Origin of the sequence: Streptomyces sp. NPDC047982 (assembly GCF_043204165.1) — a bacterium.
GTDB lineage: Bacteria > Actinomycetota > Actinomycetes > Streptomycetales > Streptomycetaceae > Streptomyces.
The window spans coordinates 15,643-36,323 of record NZ_JBIDBS010000014.1 but is presented as its reverse complement, the minus strand read 5'-3'; the positions used below and the strand labels follow the sequence as shown (position 1 = coordinate 36,323).

General features: G+C 71.7%; 17 protein-coding genes. 8 read left to right on the top strand and 9 right to left on the bottom strand.

What is annotated here, in order from left to right; genetic code table 11:
- Window positions 1-288 precede the first annotated feature (288 nt).
- The gene (locus ACGF2V_RS18485) at window positions 289-1,572 is read right to left on the bottom strand and encodes a geranylgeranyl reductase family protein (protein WP_362619038.1); all 1,284 of its coding nucleotides are present in this window, start codon (window positions 1,570-1,572) and stop codon (window positions 289-291) included.
- 444 nt (window positions 1,573-2,016) lie between these two features.
- Complete coding sequence (locus ACGF2V_RS18480; RefSeq protein WP_362619035.1) at window positions 2,017-2,709, bottom strand: demethylmenaquinone methyltransferase; 693 nt, start codon at window positions 2,707-2,709, stop codon at window positions 2,017-2,019.
- 146 nt (window positions 2,710-2,855) lie between these two features.
- Between ACGF2V_RS18480 and ACGF2V_RS18475 the strand changes: the two genes are divergently transcribed.
- The 3 genes from ACGF2V_RS18475 to ACGF2V_RS18465 are packed head-to-tail and all read left to right on the top strand — an operon-like array spanning window position 2,856 to window position 5,275.
- On the top strand, window positions 2,856-3,365 hold the full coding sequence (locus ACGF2V_RS18475) for a SigE family RNA polymerase sigma factor (RefSeq protein WP_362619032.1): 510 nt from the start codon (window positions 2,856-2,858) through the stop codon (window positions 3,363-3,365).
- Between the two features lie 10 nt (window positions 3,366-3,375).
- The gene (locus tag ACGF2V_RS18470; protein ID WP_362619029.1) at window positions 3,376-4,368 is read left to right on the top strand and encodes a hypothetical protein; all 993 of its coding nucleotides are present in this window, start codon (window positions 3,376-3,378) and stop codon (window positions 4,366-4,368) included.
- Window positions 4,358-5,275 (top strand): DUF3152 domain-containing protein, encoded by a 918-nt coding sequence (locus ACGF2V_RS18465; protein ID WP_362619026.1) that lies wholly within the window; start codon window positions 4,358-4,360, stop codon window positions 5,273-5,275. The genes ACGF2V_RS18470 and ACGF2V_RS18465 overlap by 11 nt, the downstream gene beginning before the upstream one ends.
- A gap of 303 nt (window positions 5,276-5,578) precedes the next feature.
- Here ACGF2V_RS18465 and ACGF2V_RS18460 read toward each other — a convergent pair whose 3' ends face one another.
- The 4 genes from ACGF2V_RS18460 to ACGF2V_RS18445 all read right to left on the bottom strand — a co-directional run bounded on the left by ACGF2V_RS18460 (window position 5,579) and on the right by ACGF2V_RS18445 (window position 10,647).
- The gene (locus ACGF2V_RS18460; RefSeq protein WP_362619023.1) at window positions 5,579-6,232 is read right to left on the bottom strand and encodes a hypothetical protein; all 654 of its coding nucleotides are present in this window, start codon (window positions 6,230-6,232) and stop codon (window positions 5,579-5,581) included.
- 7 nt (window positions 6,233-6,239) lie between these two features.
- Entirely contained in the window at window positions 6,240-7,439 is a 1,200-nt protein-coding gene (gene mqnC / locus ACGF2V_RS18455) for a cyclic dehypoxanthinyl futalosine synthase (protein ID WP_362619020.1), read from the bottom strand.
- An 84-nt stretch (window positions 7,440-7,523) separates the two neighbouring features.
- A complete protein-coding gene (locus ACGF2V_RS18450) occupies window positions 7,524-9,353 on the bottom strand; it encodes a protein kinase (RefSeq protein WP_362619018.1) in 1,830 nt (609 codons plus the stop codon).
- A gap of 415 nt (window positions 9,354-9,768) precedes the next feature.
- A complete protein-coding gene (locus ACGF2V_RS18445; protein ID WP_362619016.1) occupies window positions 9,769-10,647 on the bottom strand; it encodes a menaquinone biosynthesis protein in 879 nt (292 codons plus the stop codon).
- A 515-nt stretch (window positions 10,648-11,162) separates the two neighbouring features.
- Here ACGF2V_RS18445 and ACGF2V_RS18440 point away from each other — a divergent pair.
- A complete protein-coding gene (locus ACGF2V_RS18440) occupies window positions 11,163-11,366 on the top strand; it encodes a cold-shock protein (RefSeq protein WP_003967102.1) in 204 nt (67 codons plus the stop codon).
- 470 nt (window positions 11,367-11,836) lie between these two features.
- On the opposite strand, the gene ACGF2V_RS18435 is transcribed toward ACGF2V_RS18440, so the two are convergent.
- Complete coding sequence (locus ACGF2V_RS18435) at window positions 11,837-13,066, bottom strand: amidohydrolase family protein (protein ID WP_362619014.1); 1,230 nt, start codon at window positions 13,064-13,066, stop codon at window positions 11,837-11,839.
- Window positions 13,067-13,353: 287 nt separating this feature from the next.
- On the opposite strand from ACGF2V_RS18435, the gene ACGF2V_RS18430 reads away from it, so the two are divergent.
- Together ACGF2V_RS18430 and ACGF2V_RS18425 are read left to right on the top strand one after the other, a co-directional pair.
- Window positions 13,354-16,311, top strand: a complete 2,958-nt coding sequence (locus ACGF2V_RS18430; protein ID WP_362619012.1) for a BTAD domain-containing putative transcriptional regulator — start codon at window positions 13,354-13,356, stop codon at window positions 16,309-16,311.
- Window positions 16,312-16,522: 211 nt separating this feature from the next.
- Window positions 16,523-16,735 carry a hypothetical protein gene (locus tag ACGF2V_RS18425; RefSeq protein ID WP_362619010.1) on the top strand — a complete coding sequence of 71 codons (213 nt, stop codon included), beginning with the start codon at window positions 16,523-16,525 and terminating at the stop codon, window positions 16,733-16,735.
- A 132-nt stretch (window positions 16,736-16,867) separates the two neighbouring features.
- Here ACGF2V_RS18425 and ACGF2V_RS18420 read toward each other — a convergent pair whose 3' ends face one another.
- Both ACGF2V_RS18420 and ACGF2V_RS18415 read right to left on the bottom strand, forming a co-directional pair.
- On the bottom strand, window positions 16,868-17,110 hold the full coding sequence (locus ACGF2V_RS18420) for a hypothetical protein (protein ID WP_392912676.1): 243 nt from the start codon (window positions 17,108-17,110) through the stop codon (window positions 16,868-16,870).
- 157 nt (window positions 17,111-17,267) lie between these two features.
- Window positions 17,268-18,893: a FadD3 family acyl-CoA ligase gene (locus ACGF2V_RS18415; RefSeq protein ID WP_362619007.1), complete on the bottom strand. Its 1,626-nt coding sequence runs from the start codon at window positions 18,891-18,893 to the stop codon at window positions 17,268-17,270.
- Window positions 18,894-19,025: 132 nt separating this feature from the next.
- Here ACGF2V_RS18415 and ACGF2V_RS18410 point away from each other — a divergent pair, with 132 nt between their 5' ends.
- Both ACGF2V_RS18410 and ACGF2V_RS18405 read left to right on the top strand, forming a co-directional pair.
- A complete protein-coding gene (locus ACGF2V_RS18410; RefSeq protein ID WP_362619006.1) occupies window positions 19,026-20,195 on the top strand; it encodes a lipid-transfer protein in 1,170 nt (389 codons plus the stop codon).
- Window positions 20,196-20,236: 41 nt separating this feature from the next.
- Window positions 20,237-20,680, top strand: a complete 444-nt coding sequence (locus ACGF2V_RS18405; RefSeq protein WP_362619003.1) for an OB-fold domain-containing protein — start codon at window positions 20,237-20,239, stop codon at window positions 20,678-20,680.
- Window position 20,681 lies beyond the last annotated feature (1 nt).

Genomic DNA, 20,681 nt, shown 5'->3' with positions numbered 1-20,681 from the left:
GACGACGTCGGCCAGGGCCTGACCGGGGTTTCCGGCCTCCCCCGCGCGCGGCCATCGCGCGGCCGGTCGGCCCCGGCGCCACGGCGAGACCACCGAGGACGAGGGCGCGGTCCCCGTGAGGGCGCTCGTCGGCACCACAGGGGCGAAGGCGAGACCGCCTCCCGCGTCGACGCGTCGCTCGAAGCCCGCCCGGCGGCCGGACGAGCAGCCGGACGAGCGGGCGTTCGTGCGTGCGAGTGTCGGGTGTGTGGGTGCCGGCCCGGGCGGGCGGGCGTTCGCGCGGACGGCTCAGGCCCTCGGGGCCACCTTGGAGAGGCCGTTGATGATCCTGTCCATGGCGTCGCCGCCCGTCGGGTCGGTCAGGTTGGCGAGCATCTTCAGCGTGAACTTCATCAGCAGCGGGTGCGTCAGACCGCGCTGGGTGGCGATCTTCATCACCTTCGGGTTGCCGATCACCTTCACGAAGGCGCGGCCCAGCGTGTAGTAGCCGCCGTAGGTCTCCTTGAGCACCCTCGGGTAGTTGGTGAGGGCCAGTTCGCGCTGGGCCGGGGTGGTACGGGCATGGGCCTGGACGATGACGTCGGCGGCGATCTGGCCCGACTCCATGGCGTATGCGATGCCCTCGCCGTTGAACGGGTTGACCATGCCGCCCGAGTCGCCGACGAGCAGCAGGCCACGGGTGTAGTGCGGCTGGCGGTTGAACGCCATCGGGAGGGCGGCGCCGCGGATCGGGCCCGTCATGTTCTCCGGGATGAAGCCCCAGTCCTCCGGCATCGAGGCGCACCACGCCTTGAGGACCTCGCGCCAGTCCAGCTCCTTGAACGCGGAGGAGGAGTTGAGAATGCCGAGACCGACGTTGGACGTGCCGTCACCCATGCCGAAGATCCAGCCGTAGCCGGGCAGCAGCCGGTCCTGCGGACCGCGCCGGTCCCACAGCTCCAGCCAGGACTCCAGGTAGTCGTCGTCGTGACGGGGCGAGGTGAAGTACGTACGCACGGCCACACCCATCGGACGGTCCTCGCGGCGGTGCAGGCCCATGGCGAGCGACAGCCGGGAGGAGTTGCCGTCGGCGGCGACGACGAGCGGGGCGTGGAAGGTGACCGGGGTCTTCTCCTCGCCGAGCTTCGCGTGGACGCCGGTGATGCGGCCGGTGCGGTCGTCGACGACCGGGGCGCCGACGTTGCAGCGCTCGTACAGGCGCGCGCCCGCCTTCTGCGCCTGCCGGGCCAGCTGCTCGTCGAAGTCGTCGCGCTTGCGGACCAGTCCGTAGTTCGGGTAGGCGGCGAGTTCCGGCCAGTCGAGCTGGAGGCGGACGCCGCCGCCGATGATGCGCAGGCCCTTGTTGCGCAGCCAGCCGGCCTCTTCGGAGATGTCGATGCCCATGGCGGCGAGCTGCTTGGTGGCGCGCGGGGTGAGGCCGTCGCCGCAGACCTTTTCCCGGGGGAAGGCCGTCTTCTCCAGCAGCAGGACGTCCAGCCCTGCCTTGGCGAGGTAGTACGCGGTGGTGGAACCGGCCGGGCCTGCCCCGACGACGATCACGTCCGCGCTGTGCTCGGAGAGGGGCTCGGTCACGGTCGGATCTCCCGGAGGCTCGAAAGCGCGTGCCGCGCGGCACCTGTCCCATGCAGTCTATGGGGGTCCCTCGTCCGGCTCCTGAAGGACTCCTCGATCTCGCTCCCCGTGTACGTCTGCTACGTCTGCGCGTCCCCGCCGACGAGGACGCGGTGGCCCGGCACCGCGTGCTCGACGACCCCGAGGTGACGCGTTCTTCGGCGGCGCCCCGGCGGAGGTCTCCGGACGTCCGGCCGGAGCCCGCCCCGTGACGGCGGGCCCGTAACCGCAGCCGTCACGGTGGGTCCATGACGGCGGCCCCGGCTCCGAGACGCGCGAGGCCGGGGCCGGGGCCGGTTTTCGAAGGGCCGAGCCGAAGGGCTGTTCCGAACGGCAGCTTCCGGACGGTCGGTTCGGAACGGTCGGTTCGGAAGCTGCCGTTCGGAACGCCCAGGAGGACGAGTACTACGCGCGCACGCCCCGGTGCAGGGCCACCACGCCGCCGGTGAGGTTGCGCCAGGCGACCTTCGACCAGCCGGCCCGCTGGAGCTTCGCCGCGAGCCCCGGCTGGTCGGGCCAGTCGCGGATGGACTCGGCGAGGTACACGTACGCGTCCGGGTTGGACGAGACCGCGCGCGCGACCGGCGGCAGCGCCCGCATCAGGTACTCGGTGTACACCGTGCGAAACGGCGTCCACGTCGGCTTCGAGAACTCGCAGATGACGACCCGGCCGCCCGGCTTCGTCACCCGGTACAGCTCGCGCAGCGCCGCGTCCGTGTCCTGGACGTTGCGCAGCCCGAAGGAGATCGTCACGGCGTCGAAGGACTCGTCGCGGAACGGCAGCTTCGTAGCATCGCCCGCGGTGAACGGCAGCCAGGAGTGGCGTCTCTTCCCTTCCCGCAGCATGCCGAGGGAGAAGTCGCAGGGCACGACGTACGCGCCCGTCGCGGCGAACGGCAGCGAGGACGTCGCCGTGCCCGCCGCCAAGTCCAGGATCTTCTCCGCGGGCCGGGCGTGCACCGCCTTCGCGACCTCCTTGCGCCAGAGCCGGGCCTGGCCGAGGGACAGCACGTCGTTGGTGAGGTCGTAGTTGGCCGCCACGTCGTCGAACATCGTGGCGACTTCGTGCGGCTGCTTGTCCAGGGAAGCTCGGGTCACCCGTCCATTCAAGCAGCCCGGTCCGCGGCCCCTCGCGCCGGTCGTGCGCCGCGCCGCGACGTTCCCGAACTCGTCTTCAACCTTTTGGCCGCTGCACCACTCAGTACAGGGGTGAGAGACCACCGAGACCCCGGAGAGGGGGACAGATGACCGCAGACGGCAGTCGGGACTCCACCGGATTCGAGGAGTTCGCCCGGGCGAACCAACGGCGTCTGTACCGGACCGCATACTTGCTGTGCGGCGACGCGGAGAGCGCCCGGGATCTGACCCAGACGACGCTGGCCAAGCTCTTCCAGTACTGGCACCGGGCGAGCAGAGCCGACGATCCCGCCGCCTATGCGCGCACCGTCCTCACCCGGACGTATCTCGCCGAGCGCCGACGTCGGCTCCGCGACTTCCTGGCCCACAGCCATGTCGATGCCCCGCCCCCCTCGGTGGGACCCGAGCTGACGGTGACGTTGCTGACCGCACTCGCCGAACTGCCGCCCCGTGCCCGGGCGATGGTCGTCCTGCGCTACTGGGAGGACCTGGGCGTGCGGACGGTCGCCGAGCTGCTGCGCTGCAGTGAGTCCACCGTCAAGAGCCAGTGCTCACGCTCGCTCGCCACGCTGCGCACGCGGCTGGGCGACCCGTGCCTCTACACCACCCGCAGCTGAGGAGAACGTCATGGACATGTTTCCGGAAAGCGCGCCGCAGGAGAGCGAGGAGCGACTGATCAGGGAGGCCATGGCGGAGGCGGCCGAGGGGGCACCTGCGCCGCCGGACCTGGTGCCGGCCGCCCTGGCCGTGGGCCGCAGGCGCCGCACCAGGGCGCGGGCGGCGATCGGCGGGGGGATGGTGGGAGTGGTGGCGCTCGGGGTGCTCGGCGCGACGCTGCCGTCCTGGGGCACGGGCGCCGGCCCGGGCGAGGGCGGCTCGCAGCTCGCAGCGCCGCCCGTACCGGGCACGGGTCACGGGACTTCGTCCCCCGCACCCACCGGGGCTGCGTCCGGCTCCCCGACGCCGAACCCCTCGCGCACCGCGCCTGCCTCCGGCTCCCCGATGCCGACCCCGTCGCACACCGGGCCGACACGTACGCCCATCCACGTCCAACCGCCTCCGGGCGAGTCGTCCATGGCCGACCTGCCCGCGCCCGAGCGCGGGCGGCAGGAGGAGTTCCAGCAGCAGGCGGCGGCCGTGCTGGACGAGCTGTTGCCCGCGGCGTTCGGCACGGTACGCCCGGTCGACCTGGCCGTCAGCCGGTATCAGGCCGGTTCCCGGGGCCATGTCTTCCCCGTCGTCTTCTCCGTACGTCCCACCGGTGGCCCGTCGGGCGCCCCGTCCGGCGGCGTGGCGCAGGAGCCGCCTTGCCAGGACGCCCCGGTGGTGAAGTACCGGTGCGAGCAGGTCACCCTGGTGGACGGGATCACGGCCCGCGCCGTCACCGCGGCCGGGAACTCGAAGGGCGGGAAGGACGTCGTCGACGTCAGCGTCCACTTCACGTTCAAGAGCAGCGCCGTCGTCCTCTCGGTCGACGGCGACGACTCCGCCTCGGTCTCGGCGCCGGTCACCACCGACCAACTGCTCCGCGTCGCCCGGGACGATCGCTTCCTGCGCCTGGTGCGTTACGCCGAAGCGTTCCCGATGGAGCCGATGCAGGAGTCCGTCCATGGTGGGTGAGGGGCGGGGCCGCAGGGCGCGTGGTCGTGGTCGTGGCGCGGTTCGGCGGGCCCGCCGCCGGAAGACCCGGATACGGGTGATGGGCGCCGTGCTGGTGCCGGGTGCGCTGCTGCTCTGCGGGACGCTGGCGTGGGGTGGCCATGAAGGGACCCCGTCGGACCGGGCGGCGGTGTCGTCGTCCCCGGGTCCGGGTGTCGAGCCCGGGTCCCATGCGACGCGCGGCGGTCCTCGCCCCTCCCCCTCGGCCGACGACGGCGATTCCGGCGCCGGGAAGGGGCGCACGGCGGAGGAGAAGCCCGAGCAGGGAAAGCGTGCGGACGAGTCCCGGTCCGGCTCCCTGCCCGTGCGCGGCTCCGGCGCGTTCGACATCGCTGCCCCGGCGCACACCGGCAACCATGGCACCGGCACCGTCCACCGCTACCGCGTCGAGGTCGAGCGGGGCACCGGTCTGGCCACGCGTCCCGCCGCGGCCGCGGTCTCCGAGGTGTTCGCCGACCCGCGCGGCTGGACCCGCACGGGGCGCGACGCGTTCCGGCAGGTCGACTCGGGCCCGGCCGGTCTGGTGATCCGGATCGCGACACCGGACACCGTCGACCGGCTCTGCGGGGCGTACGGGCTGAAGACCCGCGGCGAGGTCAACTGCCGCGTCGGCACCACGGTCGTGGTGAACCTGAAGCGGTGGATGCAGGGGTCGCCGCAGTTCGACGGCCCGCTGGCCGAGTACCGGGCACTGATCATCAACCACGAGGTCGGCCACTGGCTGGGCCACGGTCATGAGACCTGCCCGGGGCCCGGACGCCGCGCGCCCGCGATGATGCAGCAGATCGACGGGCTGAAGGGGTGCGTCGCCAACGCGTGGCCGTACACGTCCGCGGGCACGTACCTACGCGGTCCGTCCGTCCCGTGACAGCGCGGAGGCCCTGTCCATGCTCGCGGCCGGGGGACACGTCCACGCCGGAGCCCACACGCGTCCATGTCAGGACCGGGCAGGGCGCCCAGGACCGACGGGCACGCGCCCAGGACCTTGTAGTGCCGTGACCGGCAAGTTAGTGCCGTGACCGGCAAGGTCTGCCCCGAAGGAGCGTCGTCCGGTGCGTGCGACCACGCGGCGGCCGGAAGCCCTCGGACGGGGTCTCCCCTGCTGAAACGAAGCTGAGAGCTCGGGGAAGTGCCGGGCGGCGCGTCGGGGTAACCGTTGCCGGTCACGGCACTATCGCCGCCGGTACACCAGCCGGCCGCCCAGCACCGTTGCGACGCACGATCCGGCCCCCGACGCGTTCAGCGCGTCCTCGTCCGGGACATCGAATACGGCGAGGTCGGCGCGGGAGCCGACGGTGAGCGGGCCGTGCACGGAACCGGGCAGGTCGTACCCCTCCGCGAACGGGTCCAGGCTCGGTTTGCCGACCAGGACGCCGGGGGCGCCGACGACCGGGACCTCCGTCAGACCCGAGCGGGCCACGGCGGTGCGGACGGCCGGGTCATGGAAGCGGCCCGCGAGGTGCGTCGTGCCGTACCGCAGCATCTGCTGCAGCCCGCGCCGTACGCTGCCCGCCCGTCGCGTCGCGTCCATCCCGGTGGCCAGCCGCTCGAATTCCTCGCCCCACAGCGGCTGGTCGCCGAGCGCGTCGGCCTCCCGCGGGTCGGGGTGGTAGCAGCGGGTCAGCAGCCACAGCCCGTGCCACTGCCGCAGTCCCGGTGTGATGACGCCCGGCCAGGTGCGGACCCGGGCCGCCGGATGGGCGGCGACGACCTCGTCGTACGGTCCGAGGGCGACGATCCGGTCACGGTCCACGGCGACCGCGCCCCGCGCGACGGGCGCCGCACCGACCGGAAGGACCAGTGGCGCGGCATGAACGGTCAGCAAAGCGGCCTCAGTTGGCGTTCAGGAGCTTCAGCTCCGGGTGGGCCGTGCCCCCCTCGATCGCCGTAGACGAGATGTGCGAGACGACGCGGTCGTCGACCGGGTCGTTCGCCGGGTCGTCGTGGACGACGAGGTGCTCGTACGTCGTGGAGCGCTGCGCGGGAACCCGGCCCGCCCTGCGGATCAGGTCGATGATCTCCAGGCGGTTGGAGCGGTGCTTGGCACCGGCCGAGGAGACGACGTTCTCCTCCAGCATGATCGAGCCGAGGTCGTCGGCGCCGTAGTGCAGCGACAACTGGCCGACCTCCTTGCCCGTGGTCAGCCAGGAGCCCTGGATGTGCGCGACGTTGTCGAGGAAGATGCGGGCGATGGCGATCATCCGCAGGTACTCGAAGAGCGTCGCCTGCGTCCGCCCCTTCAGGTGGTTGTTCTCCGGCTGGTACGTGTACGGGATGAACGCGCGAAAGCCGCCCGTCCGGTCCTGCACGTCGCGGATCATCCGCAGGTGCTCGATGCGCTCGGCGTTGGTCTCGCCGGTGCCCATCAGCATCGTGGACGTGGACTCGACGCCGAGGCCGTGCGCGATCTCCATGATCTCCAGCCAGCGCTCGCCGGACTCCTTGAGCGGGGCGATCGCCTTGCGCGGGCGGGCGGGCAGCAGTTCGGCGCCCGCGCCCGCGAAGGAGTCGAGCCCGGCGGCGTGGATCCGCTGGATGGCCTCCTCGACGGACACCTTGGAGATCCGGGCCATGTGCTCGACCTCGGAGGCGCCCAGCGAGTGGATGACCAGCTGCGGGAACGCCTCCTTGATCGCGGAGAAGTGCTTCTCGTAGTACTCGACGCCGTAGTCCGGGTGGTGCCCGCCCTGGAACATGATCTGCGTGCCGCCCAGTTCGACGGTCTCCGCGCAGCGGCGCAGGATGTCGTCGAGGTCGCGGGTCCAGCCCTTGGCGGTGTCCTTGGGCGCGGCGTAGAAGGCGCAGAACCGGCAGGCCGTGACGCACACGTTGGTGTAGTTGATGTTGCGCTCGATGATGTACGTCGCGATGTGCTCCGTACCCGCGTAACGGCGGCGGCGCGCGGCGTCGGCCGCGGCCCCCAGCGCGTGCAGCGGCGCCGACCGGTAGAGGTCGAGGGCCTCCTGCGGAGTGATCCGGCCGCCTTCGGCGGCGCGGTCGAGGACGGGCTGGAGAACGGCCTTCTCGGTCACCGGGCTTGTCACCTTTCGGCGGGTTTTCGGCTGATTTTCAACGGATCCAGGGACCGGTTCAGCGTACGCCAGGGCCCGTCGGCGTCAGCCGCCGGACCGGGTGAGTGTCCCGTACGGGAGCCCGGCGCCCCTCTCCTCGGACCGGAAGCGGAGGGTGCCGTCGCCGCCCCGCGTGAAGTGCACGTCGGTCTCGGTGGAGGTGCAGAAGGCGCGGTCGCTGCGACGGTCCGGGTCGGCGCGTTCGTGGAGCGTGAGTTCCTCGTCGGTGCCGGAGGTGAGGGCGGCGACACTGTTGCAGCGAACGGTCAGCCCGAGGGCGGTGATCTCCGTGGTCATGCGGACCACGTCCGTGCCCGTCCGGCCCTCGGTGAACTCGGCGGTGAGCGTGCCGTGCGGCTGCCCGGTGGTCTTCTCGGTGAGCGGGCCGCTCCAAGTGCCGACGAACGCCTTCGGCACCTCGGCGACCTGGTCCGGGCCGCCCTGCGCCGGGTCCGGGTCCGATGCGGCGGGGCTCGACGGCCGGGTGGAGGGGGTGGCGTCCGCGCCGTGTTCGGCGGTGTCCCGGCCGCCCCCGCCCGGCATCAGGTCGAGGACGAACGCGCCGCCCACCGTGCCCGCGGCCAGCGCGCCCGCCACGGCGAGGGCGACGGTGCAGCCGAGCCGTCGGCCGCGGTGGGGGTCGGACCGGGACGGGCCCGAGTCCGCGCTGACGGTGGCGGAGAACCGGGGGTCCGGCGTCCGCTGCCCCGGCGGGCCCGACACCCCGGACGCGTCCGGCCCCCGCGCGGGGCCGTGCGTCGCGGACCCGTCCGCGGCGGTCGCGGTCCAAAACGGCGGCCGGGTCGGTTCGTACGCATCCGGGGCGGGGGACGAGGACGGCTCGCCCGGCGGGCCGTACACGCCTCCCGCGCCCTTCGAGCCGCGCTCGCCGTCCGGGGCGTCCGGGGCGTGGGAGCCCTCCGAGTCCCAGGACGCCGCGCTGAAGGGCGCCGGGCCCGGCTGCGCCGGGGCGTCCTGCGGCTCCAGGTCCAGCAGCGCGACCGCCGCCCGGCTCACCTGGCGCACCAGCGAGCCGGGCAGCCAGCCCGCCGCCACCAGTCCCCCCGCCCCGCCCGGCGCCAGCCGACGGGCCAGTTCCATGGGGGTCGGCCGGTCCTCCGGGTACTTCTCCAGGCACCCGGCGACGACCTCCCTCAGCTCCCCCTCCAGCTCCCCCAGCTCGGGCTCCTCGTGCACGACCTTGTAGAGCAGTACGGCGGACGAGTCACCCAGGAAGGGGGCGCTGCCGGTCGCCGCGTACGCAAGCACCGCGCCGAGCGAGAAGACGTCGGCCGCCCCCGAGATGTCCTCCGTGCCCCTGATCTGTTCCGGCGCCATGTAGCCGGGCGAGCCGACGGACACGCCGGTGGAGGTGAGGGAGGAGGTGGCGCCCACGGCATGGGCGATCCCGAAGTCGATCAGCCGGGGGCCGTCGAGCGCGAGCAGCACGTTGGAGGGCTTCACGTCGCGGTGGATGAGCCCGAGCCCGTGGACGGCGGCCAGCGCCTCCCCGAGTCCGGCAGCCAGGGTCCGCACCGCGTGCTCGGGCAGCGGCCCGTGCTCGACGATCGCGGTGGACAGCGGCGGACCGGCCACGTAGCCGGTGGCGACCCACGGAATGGGGGCGTCCGGGTCGGCGTCCAGCACCGGCGCCGTCCACTGCGCCCCGATCCGCCGGGCCGCGTCCACCTCCCGCCGGAAGCGGGCCCGGAACTGCTCGTCGAGAGCGAAGTGGGGATGCACGACCTTGACCGCGACGGTGCGACCGCCCACGCTGCGCCCGAGATACACCCGGCCCATGCCGCCCGCACCGAGCCTGCCGAGCAATCGGTAGGAACCGATGGTCAGCGGTTCGCCGGCTTCCAGCGGCTGCATATGCGTGACTCCCCCCTGCGTACCGGCCGGATCTCCGGTCGAGCCTAGGCGGCCAAGGTCATCGGGTCCCAGAGGAAACCATCCGCCGATTTCGCTCCCAAGGGAACGAAGAACGGCTTTCGACACAACAAAAGGCGTGAATACGTCGTTCACGCGAGCGATTCCGGCGCACAACCGCGGCTGTGTCCGGACGGCTTCCGGGAATCGGTTATTCGCCGCGTATGAACCCGAACCGATAGCCGGCGGGAGAAGTCACGGAGAAGAACGGGAGAGAGCGACGAGAAGGGCGGAGGGATTTCTCCGCCTCGAAAGTTCGAGATTCATCCACTTTCTCGAACCCATTCCGCGCCGTCGCGCACGGCGCCCGTCCGCGGTGCCGCCCGGGCCCCCTTCCCGCGCCCCCTTCCCGTCCGGGTCAGCCGCCGAGCAGCTCGACCTTCACATCAGCCGGGAACCCGGTCGTGGGGCCGACCCTGCGCGCGAACTGCGCCACGCCCGCCAACTGGTCGGGGCCGAAGCGGAAGTCCAGGGTCGTGAAGTACCGCTCCAGCGTCCGCGCGTCGAACGCCTCCCAGCGCGCCGCCTGCTCCGCGACCTTGGTGACCTCCTCCAGCGAGAGGTCCCGCGAGGCCAGGAACGCCTCGTGCACCTTGCGCACCTGGTCGGGCTCGGCGGCGAGGAAGTCCTTGCGGGCCGCCCAGACCGCGAAGACGAACGGCAGCCCGGTCCACTCCTTCCACATCTGCCCCAGGTCGTGGACCTGGAGGCCGAGACGGGGCGCGTCGTGCAGATTGGCCCGCAGCGCGGCGTCGCCGATCAGCACGGCGGCGTCCGCCTCCTGCATCATCACGCCGAGGTCCGGCGGGCAGGTGTAGTAGTCCGGGCTGACCCCGTACCGTTCGGCGAGCAGCAGCCGGGCCAGCCGCACCGAGGTGCGCGAGGTCGAACCGAGCGCCACCCGCGCCCGGTCCAACTGCTCCAGCGGCACCTGCGACACGATCACGCACGACATGACGGGTCCGTCGCATCCCACCGCGATGTCGGGGAAGGCGACCAGGTCATCGGCGTGGCGGAGGAACTCGACCAGCGTGACCGGGCCGATGTCCAGATCGCCCCCGATCAGTTGCTCGCTGAGCCTCTCGGGGGTGTCCTTCGACAGCTCCAGGTCGAGCAGGGTCCCGGTCCTCGCCAGTCCCCAGTAGAGGGGGAGGCAGTTCAGGAACTGGATGTGACCGACGCGCGGCCGGCTGCGACGGTCGTCGCGCACGGCGGTTGAAACGGTTGAATTGTCCACGTCGCGAGGCTAGACCCGAGGCGCCGCACCAAGGGCACCGGGTGCGCGCGGCATGACCCGGTCCCCGTGCCGGGACACGCCGGAACCGGCTCCGGAAGCGCTCCGAAGACCCCCTCGCGGGGCCGCCTCCGCAGCACCTGCGGAACCCCGCCGGAGTTCCCTTCGCGCCCCTCGCCGCGCCGTCGCGTCCGCTTCGTCCGCCCCCTCGCCCGCCCCGTGAAGTCACCTCTCGAAGTGGCCCCCGAAGACGCTCCCGAGACACCCCGCGGACGCCTGCGCGTCACTCTCGCGGACGCGCACTTCATCAGCTCATCTGCACGGCAATGAAACATCCGAGTGAAGTGATCTTTCCCTCTACCCTTCCCTGCACACTGCGTGCTACGCTCGACGCAAGTTGCAGTTTGGTTTCCCTTGCAGTACAGAGCCTGCGGAGCATGTGACCCGCAGGCTTTTGTAGTTTTCAGACTTCTTTGCAGGTTCTGGAGCAGGGCAACCCTTTGGCCCAAGGAGGGCTTATGGCTACCGGAACCGTCAAGTGGTTCAACGCTGAAAAGGGCTTCGGCTTCATCGCCCAGGACGGCGGCGGCCCGGATGTCTTCGTCCACTACTCCGCGATCAACGCGTCCGGGTTCCGCTCCCTCGAGGAGAACCAGGTCGTGAACTTCGACGTCACCCAGGGTCCGAAGGGCCCGCAGGCTGAGAACGTCACCCCGGCCTAGTTGCCCGGGTCGGCCGATCGCGGCCGACTAGCAGTAACCAAGGAGCTCTGTTCCCCGTCTCGCCGGGGAGTGGGGCTCCTGCCTTTTTCTCGCCGGAATCCGCCCCGGGAAGGCAGGGGGCGAGGGACACCTGTCCGCGAACGATGTGGCGGTACGGAAGGTGCCCGCGGTGCGGGTGGCCGAATTGACCGGTGTCGCGGCGGGCTACGGGCCAAAGGACATCACTCCGGTGACCAGGCCGCTGTACGACCGGCTCTTCCCGCTGCTGGAGGCGGCGGGCGTCAGCCCGAGCGGCCCGGGGATCGCGCACTACGAGGACGCCCCGGACGGCGGCGCGGTCGTCGTCCATGCCGGGGTGACGGTCTCCGCCCCGCCGGGGCCGCTCGGCGACGCCGGGATCAAGGTGGTGGAGCTGCCCCACGGGGCCGTGCCTGCCTCAGGCCCGGCGGCGGGGCGGAGAGGCTGCGGGGCTATTGCCCGCCCGGCCCGGCCCACAGCCCGTCGTCCGTCAGCCCCAGCAGCTCGATCGCGTTGCGGCGCACGATCCGTTCCACCACATCGGCGTCCAGATGCCCCATCTGCGCCTCGCCGACCTCGCGGGACCTGGGCCAGGTGGAGTCGGAGTGCGGGTAGTCCGTCTCGTACAGCACATTTCCGACGCCGATCGCGTCCAGGTTCCTGAGCCCGAACGCATCGTCGAAGAAACAGCCGTAGACGTGGTCCGCGAACAGCTCCGACGGCGGGCGGCGGACCTTGTCGGCGACGCCGCCCCAGGCCCGGTTCTCCTCCCAGACCACGTCGGCGCGTTCCAGGATGTACGGGATCCATCCGATCTGCCCCTCCGCGTACATGATCCGGAGGTTGGGGAACCGTTCGAACTTGCCGCTCATCAGCCAGTCGACCATCGAGAAGCAGCAGTTGGCGAAGGTGATGGTGGAACCGACGGCGGGCGGGGCGTCGGCCGAGGTGGACGGCATCCGCGAGGACGAGCCGATGTGCATCGCGATCACCGTCCCCGTCTCGTCACAGGCGCGCAGGAACGGGTCCCACTCGTCCGTGTGAATGGACGGCAGCCCGAGGTGCGGTGGTATCTCGGAGAACGCCACCGCCCGCACCCCGCGTTCCGCGTTGCGCCGGACCTCGTCCGCGGCCAGTTCCGCGTCCCAGAGCGGGATCAGGGTGAGCGGGATGAGCCGGCCGCGCGCCTCGGGCCCGCACCACTCCTCCACCATCCAGTCGTTGTACGCGCGCACGCCGAGCAGCCCCAGCTCCCGGTCCTTCGCTTCGGTGAAGGTCTGACCGCAGAAGCGGGGAAACGTGGGGAAACACAGGGCGGACTGGACGTGGTTGACGTCCATGTCGGCGAGCCGGTCGGGCACCGAGAACGACCCCGGGCGCATCTGCTCGTACGTGATGATCTCCAGCTTGATCTCGTCCCGGTCGTAACCGACCGCGGTGTCCAGCCGGGTGAGCGGCCGGTGCAGGTCCTCGTACACCCACCAGTCGCCGACCGGACCGTCATCCCCCTTGGCACCCATCACAGGTGCGAACTTTCCACCCATGAAGGTCATTTCCTTGAGCGGTGCGCGGACGATCCGGGGAGCGCGGTCGAGGTACTTCGACGGGAGCCGGTCCCGCCAGACATGAGGGGGCTCCACCGTGTGGTCGTCCACCGAGATGATCTTCGGGAAGGTCTCCATGACACACCACGGTAGCGTTGATCTGACGAACCGTCAGCTCCCTCGACCGGTCCCCGTTCTGCGATCGTTGTCGAGGGCTTGTGCAGAGCGTCACCCACAGCTGACGTCTACGCCCGCGACAGGGCAGACTGTTGAGCGCGATACCAGCGGTACGCGGCCATCCGGATGCATTCCGCCCCGGACCGGACCATGGGCGCAGGGTGGTCCGGGACGGACAGCACACGGCACGATCGGCAGGACCGGCAAGGCGAGCAGGACAGGCAAGGCGAGCAGGACAGGAGGCGGCAATGGACCGTGACCACGGACCGCGAACGCGGGTTCCGGAGCAACGCGCTCCGCGACAGCGGTCCGCCGTCGACGACGGTCTGCGCTTCTCCGTCCTCGGTCCGGTACGGGCGTGGCGCGGCGGCGAGGCCCTGCCGTCCGGTTCACCGCAACAGCGCGCCCTGCTGACCGCGCTGCTGCTGCGGGGCGGCCGTACGGCCACCGCCGCCGAACTCATCGACGCCATCTGGGGCGAGGACCCGCCCTCGCAGGCGCTCGCCGCCGTACGCACGTACGCCTCCCGGCTCCGCAAGGTCCTCGATCCCCAGACACTCGTCAGTGACGCCGGCGGATACGCGATCCGCACCAGTCAGGGCGCCGTCGACCTGACCAGGGCTCAGGACCTGGCGGCCGAGGCGGAGAAGGCCCGTGCGGGCGGCGACCGCGCCCAGGCCCGCGCCCTGTTCGACAAGGCGCTCGGCCTGTGGGACGGCGAGGCGCTGGCCTCCGTACCCGGCCCGTACGCCGAGAACCAGCGCACCCGCCTGGAGGAATGGCGGCTCCAGCTCACCGAGACCCGGCTGGAGCTGGACCTGGACCTCGGCTGCCACGCGGAGGCGGTCTCGGAACTGACCGCGCTCACCGCCGCGCATCCGCTGCGCGAGCGGCTGCGCGAGCTCCTCATGGTCGCCCTGTACCGCAGCGGACGTCAGGCGGAGGCGCTCGCGGTGTACGCGGACACCCGCCGACTGCTCGCCGACGAACTGGGCGTCGACCCTCGCCCCGAACTCTCCCAGCTCCAGCAGCGCATCCTGCAGGCCGACGAGGAACTGGCCCGCCCGGCCGACGAACCGGCCCCGGTCCACGTGCCGGTACGCCCCGCCCAGCTCCCGGCCACCGTGCCGGACTTCACCGGCCGCACCGCCTTCGTCCGGGAGCTGGGTGACCGGCTGGCGACCGCCGAGGGCTCCGTCATGGCCGTCTCGTCCCTGGCCGGCATCGGCGGCGTCGGCAAGACCACCCTCGCCGTGCACGTCGCCCACCAGGCGCGCCAGCACTTCCCGGACGGCCAGCTGTACGTGGACCTCCAGGGCGCGGGCGCCCGCGCCGCCGAACCGGAGACGGTCCTCGGCGCCTTCCTGCGCGCCCTCGGCACGGCGGACTCGGCGATCCCCGACTCGCTCGACGAACGCGCCGCCCTCTACCGCTCGACGCTCGACGGCCGTCGCATCCTGATCCTCCTCGACAACGCCCACGACGCCGCCCAGATCCGCCCCCTGCTCCCCGGCACGCCCGGCTGCGCCGCCCTGGTCACCAGCCGCGTCCGGCTCGTCGACCTGGCCGGCGCCCATCTCGTGGACCTGGACGTGATGGCGCCGGAGGAGGCGCTCCAGCTCTTCACCCGCATCGTCGGCGAGGACCGCGTCGACGCGGAACGCGAGGCCGCCCTCGACGTGGTCGCCGCCTGCGGCTTCCTCCCCCTGGCCATCCGCATCGCCGCCTCCCGCCTCGCCGCCCGCCGCACCTGGACGGTCTCCGCCCTGGCCGCCCGGCTCGCCGACGAACGCCGCCGCCTGGACGAACTGCAGGCCGGGGACCTCGCCGTGAAGGCCACCTTCGAACTCGGCTACGGCCAGCTCGAACCCGCCCAGGCCCGCGCCTTCCGCCTGCTGGGCCTGGCCGACGGCCCCGACATCTCCCTGGCCGCAGCCGCGGCGCTGCTCGACCTGGACGCGCACGTCGCGGAGGACGTCCTGGAGTCCCTCGTCGACACCAGCCTCCTGGAGTCCGCCGCCCCGGGCCGCTACCGCTACCACGACCTGGTGCGCCTCTACGCCCGCTCCTGCGCGGAAGGGGGCGAACAGGCCGCGCAGGAACGCGAGTCGGCGCTGTCGCGACTGCTGGACTTCTACCTGGCGACGGCGGCGGGGGTCTACGCACTGGAGCGGCCGGGGGACCGGACCGTGGATCACCTGGAGCCCACCCAGTACCCGGGGCTCACGTTCAGCGAACAGGCACAGGCGCTCGACTGGCTGTACTCCGAAGCGGACTGCCTGCTCGCATGCGTGCTCCAGTCCCTCGGCGAGCGAACCCGACGGCGGGCGATCGACCTGTTGATGGCCGTCAAGGACCTCGCGGAATCAGGGGCCAATGCCCGTAGGTACGAAAGCGCGGTCACCGCGCTCCGCGACGCCGCCATCGCCGCGGGCGACCCCTGGACGGAGGGCCGCGCACGCATCACGCTCACGCAGGTCTACAGCAACGCGGGCCTGTTCGAACAGGCTGATGCCGAAGCGCACCACGCCATGGCACTCGCCGTGGCGGCCCAGGACCCGTGGACCAGCGGAAACGCCCCCAACGAACGTGGAATCCTCGCGATTTACCGCAATCATCACGCGGAGGGAGAGGCATACCTCCAGGAGGCCATCGCGGCCTTTCGCGCGGACGGCAACAGGCCCGGGGAGGCGAGTGCGCTGTGCAATCTCTCCAGAATTCATCTGGCCCTGTCCCGTACCGTCAGCGCCGTGGATCTCGCTGAACAAGGGATCGAAATCTACGATCAGTTGGGTTTCGCGCTGCGTCTCGCCAACGGGCGTTACGCCCTCGGCCTCGCGCTCACCCAGGCCCGGCGGCTGCCCGAGGCGCTCGACCAGTTGACACAGGCACTCGGCATATTCCACGAGAACCGCCAGCCGCTGTGGGAAGGTGTCACCCATTTCAGGCTCGCGGAACTGCACCTCGCCGCCCGGCGTTACGCGCTGTCAGCAGCCCATGCCGAACAGGCGATCGCCCTGCGGGGCATCGGCGGCGAGTGGCGACGCGGCACCGTGCTCACGGTTCTGGGCCAGGCGCTGAAGCACATGGGCCAGGCGGACCGGGCCAGAGCCTGCTGGAACGAGGCCCTGGCCATCTACGAGCGTCTGGGCGCCGACGAGGCGGAGGAAGTCCGCAACCTCCTGGAACCCCTCACTGCCGCTTGAGAGCCCTTCCGTCCCGGCGTTCATCGTTCGTTTATCGGCTGACGACACTCTTACATCCGTCGACCCGTCGCGTCGGGGGGCAGACGGATCGACGCATGGCCGCCCCACTATGGTGAACGGCCCAGCGATGCCCGTCCGGAGATCCACGGGGGAATCACCGGACGGGCGTCCCCGACCTTTTGCCTCGAACACATCACGGGAGTTGACCACGATGAGCGACATCAAGAAGCCTGCCACCAAGCCGCTGGACAGCCACGCCTCCGGCGAGGAGCTCACGGTGCAGGACAGCCACGCGTCCGGCGGGAAGCTCACCGTGCAGGACAGCCACGCCTCCGGCGGGAAGCTCACCGTGCAGGACAGCCACGCCTCCGGCGAGACGATCACCACGCTCGACAGCCACGCATCGGCTCCCAAGCCCAACTAGTCGTCACCGGCACGGGGGAACGGCCGCGGCGGCGCGGAGGGGGAGCCGTCGCGGCCGTGGCGCATCCGGCGACACGAGGCCGGAGAGGGGCACGAACCGTCGGTTTCGTGCCCCTCTCCGCGTCCCGCGTGCCTACAGCCCCCGGACCAGTACATCCGCCCCGCACAGCTTGCCCATGTCGTCCTCGTCCGAGGTGAAGACCACCACGCGGCCCGCCTGACGCCCCGCGATCACCGCGAGGGCCGCGTCGATGGCGTACTCGTGACCGTGCAGACCCGTGGCGCCCAGCAGGCGGATCGCCTCGTCGGCGACATCGTGGGGTCGATCCCGAACAGGTGGCTGTAGGTGCTGCGGGGGTAGGCGTCCAGCGTGCACAGCGGGATCGGCCGGGCTCCCACCTGGCGCAGGCGGGCGGCGATACGGCTACCGATCAGCCCGGCTCCCCCGGTGACCAGCACGGTCCGGCCGGCGAGTTCCTTCAACTGGGTGTCGTGCGCAGTGCCTCCATGTCGTGGTGAGGTCCGCCTGCGCGTCAGCTCTCCCGCTGGCCTGACGCCCCGTCCGCCCGGTCGCGTGCCGTGTTCTCCCCGGTTCGTGCTTCCTCCGCGCGCCCCCGCAGCTCCCCCTTCAGCACCTTGCCGCTCGCGTTGCGCGGCAGGGCGGGGAGGAACTCCACCGACCGGGGGACCTTGTAGTTCGCCATCTCGCGGCGCGACCAGGCGATCAGGTCGTCGGCCGTGGCCGTGGCGCCCGGCCTGCGGACCACGTACGCTCGGCCGACCTCGCCGAGGCGGGGGTCCGGGACGCCGATGACCGCCACGTCGGCGACATCCGGGTGCAGGCCGAGGATCTGCTCTATCTCGGCGGGGTACGCGTTGAAGCCGCCGACGATGAACATGTCCTTGATCCGGTCGGTGATCCGGAGGTTGCCGCGCTCGTCGAGCACGCCCACGTCGCCGGTGTGCAGCCAGCCGTCCGGGGTGATCGCCGACGCCGTGGTCCCCGGGTCCTCGAAGTAGCCCGCCATCACATTGAAGCCGCGCACCAGGACCTCGCCGGGAGCGCCGGGCTCGGCCAGGACGCGGATCTCCGTGCCCGGGATCGCCCGGCCCGATGTCGAGGCGATCGTCTCCGGCGGGTCGCCCCGGCGGCACATCGTGACGATGCCGCTCGCCTCGGAGAGGCCATACGCCGTGAGGACGGTCGCGATGCCCAGTTCCGTGCGCAGGCGTTCCACCAGCCGCAGCGGCACCACCGCCGCGCCCGTCACGACCAGGCGCAGAGCGGAGAGGTCATGGGCCTTCCGGGCCGGATGGTCGAGCAGGGACTGGTGGAGGGTGGGCGGGCCGGGCAGCACCGAGATGCGTTCAGCGGCCACGTTGGCGAGGACCGTGTCCACGTTGAACACCGGCTGCGGCACCATCGTCGCCCCGCGCATCAGGCAGGCGAGCACCCCCGCCTTGTAGCCGAAGGTGTGGAAGAAGGGGTTCACGATCAGATAGCGGTCGCCCTCGCGCAGATCCGCCAGTTCGCTCCAGATCGCGTAGCAGCGCAGGGTCTGGGCGTGGGTGATGACGGCGCCCTTGGGCCGGCCGGTGGTGCCCGAGGTGTAAATGATGTCGGAGGGGTCGGTGGGGGCGATCGCGTCGGCGCGCGCCCGGACCGCGGCAGCGCAGACCCCCGCCCCCGTCGCCAGGAAGTCCTTCCAGGTGAGGTAGTCGTCGGGGGCGGTGTCCGCCAGCACCACCACCCGTTCCAGGTGCGGGAGCGGTACGTCGGCCCGGCGCAGCGAGGCCACGTAGGAGGTGCCGAGGAAGGTGCCGGTGACGAAGAGGAGCCTCGCCCGGCTGCGCCGCAGGACGTACGCCGCCTCCGTGCCCTTGAAGCGGGTGTTGAGGGGGACGAGGACCGCCCCGGCGGTGACGGCGCCGAGCGCGGAGACGATCCAGTCCAGCGTGTTCGGGGCCCACACCGCGACCCGGTCCCCCGGCTCGACCCCCGAGGCCATGCACGCGGCGGCGGCCCGCTCGACGCGTTCGCCGAGTTCGGCGTACGAGATCCGGGTCCGGCCCTCGACGACCGCCTCCCGGTGCCCGTACCGTCGCGCCGCCGCGCGCACCAGTCCCGGGACGCTGCCCCATTCCTCGTCGCCGCGCATCGCTCGCCCTCCTGACGCAGTAGCCGGTTGACGCAGTAGCCCATGGGCGCGGTAGTCGGTTGACGCAGTAGCCGACCACCAGTAGCTGACTATCCGTCAGATTAGCTGTAGCCTCTGCCGCTGTCAGCGGTCATGACGGTCTCGGAGGTGGCGGTGACGGCACTCAAGGACAGGACGGCGATAGCCGGCATAGGTCAGACGCGGTTCGCGAGACAACTGCCGGAGTCCGAGAAGACGTTGGCCTGCCGGGCCATCGTCGCGGCGCTCGACGACGCCGGGATCGACGCCTCGGAGGTGGACGCCTTCGCCTCGTACACGATGGAGGAGACGGACGAGGTCGAGGTCGCCAAGGCGATCGGCGCGGGCGATGTGACCTTCTTCAGCAAGGTGGGCTACGGGGGCGGGGGTTCGTGCGCCACGGTCGCGCATCTGGCCGCCGCGGTGGCGACCGGGCAGGCGAGCGTCGGCGTGGCCTGGCGGTCACGCAAGCGGGGTTCGGGCCCCCGCCCGTGGAAGAACACCACGGCGCAGCTTCCCACCCCCGCCCAATGGACCCGGCCGTACGGGCTGTTGCGCCCGGCCGACGAGATCGGGATGCTGGCCCGGCGCTACATGCACGAGTACGGGGCGACCCGCGACCACTTCTTCAACGTGGCTCTCGCCTGCCGCAACCGCGCCAACCAGAACCCGGACGCGGTGATGTACGAGCGCCCGCTGACCCGCGACATGTATATGACCTCGCGCTGGATCAGTGAACCGCTCTGCCTCTTCGACAACTGCCTGGAGACGGACGGCGCGCTGGCCTGCGTCATCGTCTCCGCGGAGCGGGCCCGGGACTGCCGGCACCGGCCCGTCTACATCCACTCCGTCGCGCAGGGCCTCCCCGCGCAGCACCACGGGATGGTCAACTACTGGAACGACGACCCGCTCTCCGGCCCGGCGTGGACGGCCGCCCGACAGCTCTGGAAGCAGGCCGACTTCGGTCCGGGCGACGTGGACGTCGCGCAGATCTACGACGCCTTCACCCCGCTCATCCCGCTGTCGCTGGAGGGTTACGGCTTCTGCGGGCGTGGTGAGGGCGCCGCGTTCACCGAGGGCGGGGCGCTGGAGAGCGGCGGGCGGTTGCCCGTCAACACCGGGGGCGGCGGGCTCAGCGAGGCGTACGTGCACGGCTTCAACCTGATCACCGAGGGCGTGAAGCAACTGCGCGGCACCTCCACCGCCCAGGTTCCGGACGCGGGGACGTGCCTGGTCACCGCGGGTGAGGGCGTGCCCACGTCCGCCGTACTGCTGAGGAACTGAGGAACCGGGGAATCGAGGAATCGAAGAATGGGAGGGCTGACATGGACGACGCTCTGCTGATGCCCGTCGTGGACGACGACGGCGCCCCCTTCTGGGAGTACGCGGCCCGCGGCGAACTCCGGATCCAGGCGTGTGCCGCCCCCGCGTGCGGGAAGCTCCGTTTCCCGCCCCGGCCGTGCTGCCCGCACTGCCGGTCCTTCGCGAGCGAGTGGCGGCCGATGAGCGGGCGCGGCCGGATCTGGTCGTACGTGCTGCCGCACCCGCCGCTGCTGCCCGCGTACGCCGCGCAGGCGCCGTACAACGCCGTCGTGGTCGAACTGGCCGACGCGCCCGGGATCCGGCTGGTCGGGAACGTGGTCGGCGGTCCGGACGCCCCGCTGGACTCGGTCGATCCGGGGCGGCTGCGGATCGGGGCGCCGGTGCGGGCGGTGTTCTGCCCGGACGCCTCCGGGGCCACCCTGGTGCGCTGGCTGTTGGAGCGGTGAG